We start from the raw sequence: 7,675 nt of genomic DNA, 5'->3' as shown, positions 1-7,675 counted from the left end.
AGGGGGCGGAGGGCGGGCTGCATCAGGCGTGCTCCTCGGCCTCATCGGGCGCGTCCGTCCGCTGCACCTGCCATTCGGGGAATGGGTCCTCCAGACGCGCCCAGTGTTGGGGACCGCGCGCCAGCTCCTCCGGCGTGAGCAGACAGGCCTCCAGCAGCCGGGCCATCTCCTCGTGGTTCGCGTCCTGGGTGATGAAGACGATTTCCTGCCGCCGGTCGCCGTGTGGGCCCACGCACTCGCGCTCGATGTCGGCGCGCGCCTGGGCATCCTCCGGCCACTCGGCGCGGGGCATCGCGTCCCACCACACGCCGCCGGGCTCGAAGCTGCAGGCGCCGCCCGCCTGGGCCCAGACGCCCGCGATGTCCATCCGCGTGGCGAGCCAGAAGAAGCCCTTGGAGCGCAGCACGCCCTTCCAGCTCTCGTGGATGAAGTCCCACAGCCGCGCGGGGTGGAAGGGCACGCGGCTGCGGAAGACGAAGCTGCGGATGCCGTAGGTCTCCGTCTCCGGCGTGTGTTCGCCCCGCAGCTCCTTGAGCCAGCCCGGGGCGCGCCGCGCGCGTTCGAAGTCGAAGCGGCCCGTGTTGAGCACAGCGGAGGGCGGCACGCGGCCCCGCTCGGAGGTGACGAGGTGCGCGTCCGGGTTGAGCTTGCGCAGGATGTCCTTCAGCCGGGCCAGCTCCTCCGCCGGGACGAGGTCCGTCTTGTTGAGGACGAGCACGTCCGCGAACTCCACCTGCTCCACCAGCAGGTCCACCACGGTGCGCTCGTCCTCGTCCGCCGCGGCCAGTCCGCGCGCGGCGAGGTCATCCGCGGCGCTCCAGTCCCGCAGGAAGTTGAGGGCGTCCACCACCGTGACGAGCGTGTCCAGCCGCGCGACGTCCGACAGGCCCTGGCCCTGCTCGTCCGTGAAGGTGAACGTCTCCGCGACGGGCAGCGGCTCGGAGATGCCGGTGGATTCGATGAGCAGGTAGTCGAAGCGGCCCTCCCGGGCGAGCCGGGAGACCTCCAGCAGCAGGTCCTCGCGCAGCGTGCAGCAGATGCAGCCGTTGGACAGCTCCACCAGCTTCTCGTCCACCCGGCTCAGCGCGCCGCCGCCCGTCTTCACCAGCCGGCCGTCGATGTTCACCTCGCTCATGTCGTTGACGATGACCGCCACCCGCAGGCCCTCCCGGTTCTGGAGGAGGTGGTTGAGCAGCGTCGTCTTGCCTGCCCCCAGGAAGCCAGAGAGCACCGTCACCGGCAGCCGGGCCGTGGCCGCGGGCGCCGTCATGGCTTGCCCTCCACGAACAGCACATGCTTGCGCACGCGCGGGTCGTACTTCCTGAGCTGGAGCTTCTCCTGCGACTTCCGCTTGTTCTTCGTCGTTGTGTAGACGTAGCCAGTCCCCGCCGACGACACGAGATGGATGATGGTGCGGTTTCCCTTGGGCATGGTGGGCTCCGGCCGCGCGGACATGACAGGGCATGCCGCGACGATGCGCTGCCGCGGAGTCACGCCGGGATGGCGGTGTTGATGTGTTGGGTGTTGTTGTATCTGGGTTGCGTTTATGGCGCAAGCAACTGCGTGGGCCGGTCGTCCGGGGCGCGCGCGCCGCTAGGCCTCGGCGTCTTCGTCCGCGTCCGGGGCGCGAGTCGTGCTGAGCCGCTTCCGGTAGCGCCGGATGGCGCGCTCCAGGGGACGCAGGCCCGCCAGGCACAGCAGGGCAATGGTCATGGTGGTGACGGCGGCGAAGTAGAAGCCCAGGCCGGCGGCCAGGCCCACGGACGCGGTGAGCCAGAGGTTGGCCGCCGTCGTCAGGCCCTTCACCTGTCCGTTGTGGCGCAGGATGACGCCCGCGCCGAGGAAGCCGATGCCCACCACCACCTGGCTGGCGATGCGGCTGATGTCGCCCCGGGTACCCTCGGGGGTGTCAGGGCCCAACGCCACTTCGATGAAGACGCTGGCCAGCGTGAAGCAGCACGCGCCCAGGGAGACGAGGATGTGGGTGCGCAGCCCGGCCGCCTGGCCGCGCACCTCACGCTCCAGGCCCAGCACGCCCCCCAGCAGGGCGGCCAGGGCCAATCTCAGCGCGACAATCTGCTCATCCACGAACGGGGAGCCTACTCACCCAGCTCGATTTTCTCGTCCTTGTCCGCTTCGCTCAGTTCGGGATTGGGCAAGGTGGCCAGCGTGGCCGTCAGCAGCTTGCTGGACGGCACCACGTAGGGCGCCACTTCTTCACCCAGCTCCTGGACGTACTGACCCACGCGCTGCTCGTAGTCCTCGTCCTTGGAGTTCCAGCTCCCGGCGGCGTCGGCGGACCAGACCTCTTCACCGTCGCGGCAGCGCACCAGCTTCGCGCTTACCGCGGCCTCCGCGCCGCTGCCTCGGAGCTGAATCTGCGGGGACAGCCAGAGCACGCCCTCCAGGCCCTCCACGCACAGCGTCTTGAACGTGGCGTCCGTGGGCACGTCGGGCAGCGCCGCGCTCTCCTTCACCAGGAAGTCGCGGTTCTGGTTCACCCACTGACGGGCGATGAGGCTCCACAGCTCGCCCACGGCGACCTTGCCGTCGGGCAGCGGCTGCGTCACCACCACCAGGCGCTTCACCTGGTGCTTGTCCACCGTGTCGTAGTCACTGCGCAGCCGCTGATTCTTCACCGCGGAGCATCCGGACAGCAGGCCCAGCCCGAGCACGGGCAACAGTCGCTTCATCATGATGTCCCTCTCCCGGCCCCCTTCCGCGGGAAGGGGGCCTCCTTCAGGTGCACGCCCGGGCCAGACGGCTCAGGCCGCCTTCGGCTCGGAGTCCTTGCCGCCGCCAGTCGAGCCGCCCTCACCGGAGGACGCGCCCGACTCGCGCTGACGCCGGTCGTACATGAGCTGCATCACCGCGGCCAGCACCGTGAAGGACACCACCAGCGTGGTGATGAGGCCAATGCACGCTACCAGACCCATGGAGCGCAGGCCGTTGTGGGCCGCGGCCAGCAGCGCCGCGAAGGCCACCACCGCCGTGAGCGTTGAGGACGCGACGGCCGCGCCCACGCTGCGCAGGGCCACCAGGGGTGAGGTGCCCTCCAGGAAGCGATGGAGCAGGTAGAGGCCGTGACTCACCCCGAAGCCCAGGAGGATGGGCAGGATGATGATGTTCATGAAGTTCAGGCGCAGCCCCGTCAGCGCCATGATGCCCAGCATCATCGCCACGCCCACGCCGAGCGGAATCACGGACGCCAGCGCCAGCTTCACGTTGCGGAAGTCCAGGAAGTGCATGGCCAGAATCCAGAGCGCGGTGAGCACCACGGTGACCTTGCCGTCCCAGAGGACGATGCGCGCCAGCCGCGCGTAGAGCTGCGTGGCGCCCGCGGCGCGGAACTCCTTCTCCACCGTGGGGGCCTTGGGGTCCCACGCGTCCTGGTCGAACCTGCCCGGCGTGTACGTGGCCTTGATGACCTTCGTCTCGTCGGAGAACTTCAGCATCTTCTGGCCGTCCATCAGGTCCACGCTCGCGTAGATGTACGTGAGGTAGCCGTGGTTCTCCGGCTTCGCGGAGGGCAGGTTGCGGAACTGCGCGGTGTAGTTGGCCGGGACGCCGTGGACGTCGAAGGGCTTGGCGTCCAGCACCTTCTTGAAGAAGTCCGCGTTGGCCTGCATCTCCGGCGGCAGCGCGGCGACGGAGAAGCCCTCGTCCTCCAACTGCTGCATCTCCGCCTTCCACTCCTCCAGCACCTTGGCGTTGGCCGCGGCCGTCTCCGCCGGGGGCACGAAGGTGAAGATGCTCACCACCTGGTCGATGGAGGGGTAGTTGTGCGCGTTCTGCGTCAGCTCCCGGTAGACACCTTCGGCCTCGTCCAGGTCCTTGGTGTAGATGGCCATCGGGTCGCTGGAGATGTTGAAGCGCTCGTTGATTTCGTCCTGGAGCAGCACGGACGACATGCCGTCGGGGATGAGCGCGCGGGTGTTGTAGTTGAAGCTCACGCCGTACTTGAGGCGCTCGAAGAAGCCCAGCTCCACGCCCTTGGGCGGCTCCTCCGAGCCGGCCCAGGGCACCGCGGCGGCGCAGATGAGCGCGACGATGGCCGTGCTGATGCCCAGCACCATCTTCGGCTTGGGGATGCGCAGCTCCTTGCCCGTGGTGACGGAGTTGGTGGGAGGCGGCTTCATCACGCCGATGAGCTTCTGGGGCAGCTCCGGGTTGAGGCGGCCGGCCAGCGCCAGAATCGCCGCGCTCCAGCAGAACAGCGTCAGGCCCAGGATGAGCGTGCCCGCGCCGGCCAGGAAGCCGAACTGGCTGAAGCCGCGGAACTCGCTGACCATCAGCACGAAGAAGGAGCCCGCCGTCACCACCGCGGCCACCGCGGCCGGGCGGCCCGCGTTCATCACCGCGTCCCGGATGGCCACGTCGTACGGCTTGCCCATGCCCAGCTCCAGCCGGGTGCGGAAGATGAAGTGGATGCCGTAGTCGATGCCGAAGCCGAGCAGGATGCCGCCCAGGATGGACGTAATCATGTTCAGCTCGCCCACCGTCGCGTAGGTGAACCCGAGCGTATAAATCGTGCCCACCACCGTGCCGATGACGACCAGGAAGGTCGGCGCCAGCTTGCGGAAGAAGATGATGGTGATGAGGAAGATGGAGCCCAGGGCGATGAGCGTCACCGGCTCCAGCGACTCTTCAATCGCGAAGGAGTCATCCACCGTCGTCTTGTAGGAACCAGTGAAGCCGTAGGCGATGGTCTTTCCATCACCCATCAGCTGGTAGTCCTCCACCAGCTTCACCTTGCCCGGCTGCGCGGAGTACGCGTCAATCTGGCCCTTGAGCCGCTCGAGGTAGTCCTTCGTCTTGCCGATTTCGGTGTTGTCCCACATCGGCTTGACGAGCAGCATCAACATCTTCTTGTCGTTGGAGATGTTGTAGTCGTCGCGGATGCTCTTCTTGCCAATGGAGGAGTACTTGTCGACCAGGTCCTGCATGTCGAGCTCGACGGGCTTGGAGCCGCCCAGGTCGATGAAGAACGGGTTGCTGCGCTTCAGCTTGTCGCGCAGGAACGCCATGATGCGGCGCTTGCCCTCGACCAGGTCCTCCGTCTTCACGAAGAGGACCATGTTCTGCTGGATGAACTCGACGGGCAGCTTGTAGGAGACGTTGCGGACGTTCTCCTTGTCGTCCTGCATGATTTTCGCGAGGTCGTCGGCGGTGCGCTTGAGCGCGGCCTCGTCCTCCGAGCGCAGGGCGACCATGAGGAAGCCGCTGCCGCCCACCATGTCGATGACCTGCTTGACGTCCTTCACCTCTTCCAGGTCCTGGGAGATGAGGTCGAGCTGGTTGGAGTTGATGTGCAGCTTCGACGTCCCCCACAGCGACACGGCCAGCAGGGCCAGCATCACCAGGAGGACCGCCCCGGGCCTGCGGACCAGCAGTCCGGCGAAGGCTTGGGCGAAACGGGAGTGGGAGTTCGGATTTCTATCGCCGCTCATGCGGCGGCGACCCTACTGGCAAACGCCCTGACCCGAAAGGCAAAGCCCGGCCGCCAGGTCGCTGCCCTGCCACGGACGCCCGCGTCATGGCGGGGCGCCCCAGGGCCCCCCTCAGTGGGCGGGCGGCGCGGTGACCCGCAGCACGTCGTTTTCCGGTTCCTTGGGAGGCAAAAGGAACGAGCGCGGGTGCTTCACCAGGTGCGAGAGCACGGCGCGCAGGAAGGGCAGGGCCTCGCGGGCCGGGACGTCGCGGGCGCGGACGGCCACCCCCAGCGCCAGCGAGAAGGACACCCCGAAGTTGATGAGGCCGGTGAGGGCCATGCCCGCCAGCGCGGCCAGGAACTCCGGCTGGAGCACCGCGCCGGGTCCCATCGCCGTGCCCGCCAGGGAGAGCGAGCCGAGCACGAAGGTGACGTGGCGCACGTCCAGCGTCAGGCCGAAGAAGCCGCCCACCAACGGCCCCAGGGCCAGCAGGAAGCCCAGCGTCACGTTGGCCCCCAGGCCGGAGGCCGCGTGCTGGAAGGTGTCCGCCAGCCGCCGGGCGCGCGCCTCCCCCAGGAGCCGCCGCAGCACGCGGTGGTGGGCCAGCGCCTCGGGCAGCCGCCGGTACACCACGAAGTTCTCCAGCCAACCGCCCGCCACGCTGCTCATCCACAGCATGACGCCCGTCATGGCGGCGAATATCAGCGTGCCGCTCTTCCACGGGTGCAGCGAGGCCACCGTGGCCTGGGCCTTGGCCGGGCTCAGGAAGGTGTTGCCGGTGATGAACTGGTACCCCAGCGCGAACACGATGGCCGCCGGGGCCACCACGCCCAGGTTGCCCATGAAGGCCGCCAGCTGGGAGCGGGTGATTCGCGGAATGAGCTCCACCAGGCTCGCTAGCCGCTCCCCCCGGGCACCTTCTCCCACCGCGCCCGCCAGCGTGGCCGCCGTCACGGACGGCTGCTTGGTGGCCAGGGTGAAGCCCATCGCTTGGATGAGGAGGAAGGCCAGGGCGTAGTTGAGGCCCACGGCCAGGAAGGAGAAGAAGGGCGCCAGCATCAGGCCCGACAGGAGCATCTTGGCGGCCACCGCCATCGCCGTGACGAGCCCGCCGCCCGCCGCGGAGTGCACCATCGCGTGGAAGCCCTCGCGGGTGCTGGTGATGTAGTGCTCGCCGGAGTGCCCCGCGCGTTCGATGATTTTGCGCGCCAGCATCCGCATGTTGCGCTTCACCAGCTCCACCACGGAGCGGTCCGCGTGCGCGCGCCGCAGCAGGTCCGACACCAGCGTCATGGCCTCGCGCCAGCGCGCTTCGCCCCGAGGGGCCCCCAACACGCGGGCAATGGCCTCCATGCGCTCCAGGCCCCGGCGGATGCGCTCCAGCCGGTACACCAGGTCCACGCTGACGCCCGAGTCCTCCAGGTGGCGTGACACGCTGCCCACCACCTGGCGGCAGTCGGCGACGCATTGCGATAAATCCCGCAGCGTGTCCGCCGCCGCGTCGCGCGCCAGGACCGCGTCACAGACCAGCCGCATCCGCAGGAAGGGCGAGGCGCGGAAGGACGTCTCCGGGCTGCGGTCGCGCACGTCCTCGGCCATGCCCAGGGCCGCCACCTGCACCGCCAGCAGCAGCAGCGCGTCCATCAAATCCGCGCGCACGCGGGCGGCGGGCTTGGGCTCTGGCGACGCGGGTTCGCCCACCAGCGCCGCGAGCTGCGCGAGCCGCGCGGGGGACAGCCGTGCCAGCCAGTCCGCGTCGTCCGGGTTCGGGCACAGGCGCAGCAGCAGCTCCGACAGCTTGCCGGGCTCCGGAGGGGCGGGCAGCAGCGAACGGGCGAGCCGGTCCGACGCCTCCGCGAAGAAGCCCTGTCCGGCGGGCAGCCCCACCTGGGCGAAGAGCTTGAGGCCCCGGCTGCCCTCGAACACGGTGGCCACCAGCCGCGTGAGGGCGGCGCGCATGGCGGGCTCGCCTTCGAGCACGCGCACCATCAGGGCCAGCCGGCTGTCGGCGGCGGAGGCCTCGGGTTCGGAGGCGTCCACCAGCGCGTGGGCGGGGATGCGCTCGCGCAGCCACTGCATCCAGCGCTCCACCCACTGGAGCCGGTCCTCCAGGCTGCCCTCGGGCACGTTGCACAGCAACCGGTACAAATCCCGCACGGCGGAGTGGCCCGGTGCCCGGGGCGCGTACTGCATGCAGAACGCGTCCACTTCGCGGGCGGAGGGCTGCTGCCTGGGGGCGGGGG

General features: G+C 69.1%; 6 protein-coding genes. All 6 read right to left on the bottom strand.

Annotated elements, in window-relative coordinates:
• Positions 1-22: 22 nt before the first annotated feature.
• Positions 23-1,270: a zinc metallochaperone GTPase ZigA gene (gene zigA, locus FL344_RS37445; protein WP_141621871.1), complete on the bottom strand. Its 1,248-nt coding sequence runs from the start codon at positions 1,268-1,270 to the stop codon at positions 23-25.
• Positions 1,267-1,431, bottom strand: a complete 165-nt coding sequence (gene rpmG, locus FL344_RS37440) for a 50S ribosomal protein L33 (protein WP_011556454.1) — start codon at positions 1,429-1,431, stop codon at positions 1,267-1,269. Before rpmG ends, zigA begins: the two co-directional genes overlap by 4 nt.
• Positions 1,432-1,593: 162 nt before the next feature.
• Positions 1,594-2,088 (bottom strand): MgtC/SapB family protein, encoded by a 495-nt coding sequence (locus FL344_RS37435; RefSeq protein WP_141594542.1) that lies wholly within the window; start codon positions 2,086-2,088, stop codon positions 1,594-1,596.
• A gap of 11 nt (positions 2,089-2,099) precedes the next feature.
• The gene (locus tag FL344_RS37430) at positions 2,100-2,696 is read right to left on the bottom strand and encodes an MXAN_6521/LA_1396 family lipoprotein (RefSeq protein ID WP_011556452.1); all 597 of its coding nucleotides are present in this window, start codon (positions 2,694-2,696) and stop codon (positions 2,100-2,102) included.
• Positions 2,697-2,765: 69 nt separating this feature from the next.
• Complete coding sequence (locus FL344_RS37425; protein WP_141594543.1) at positions 2,766-5,450, bottom strand: RND family transporter; 2,685 nt, start codon at positions 5,448-5,450, stop codon at positions 2,766-2,768.
• Positions 5,451-5,561: 111 nt separating this feature from the next.
• A partial coding sequence (locus FL344_RS37420; protein WP_228565649.1) for a site-specific recombinase occupies positions 5,562-7,675 on the bottom strand: 2,114 nt, incomplete at its 5' end.

Source organism: Myxococcus sp. AB036A, from assembly GCF_006547355.1.
Classification (GTDB): Bacteria; Myxococcota; Myxococcia; order Myxococcales; family Myxococcaceae; genus Myxococcus; species Myxococcus virescens.
Note: the sequence above shows the minus strand (reverse complement) of the source record. Positions and strands in the feature narration are given on the sequence as shown.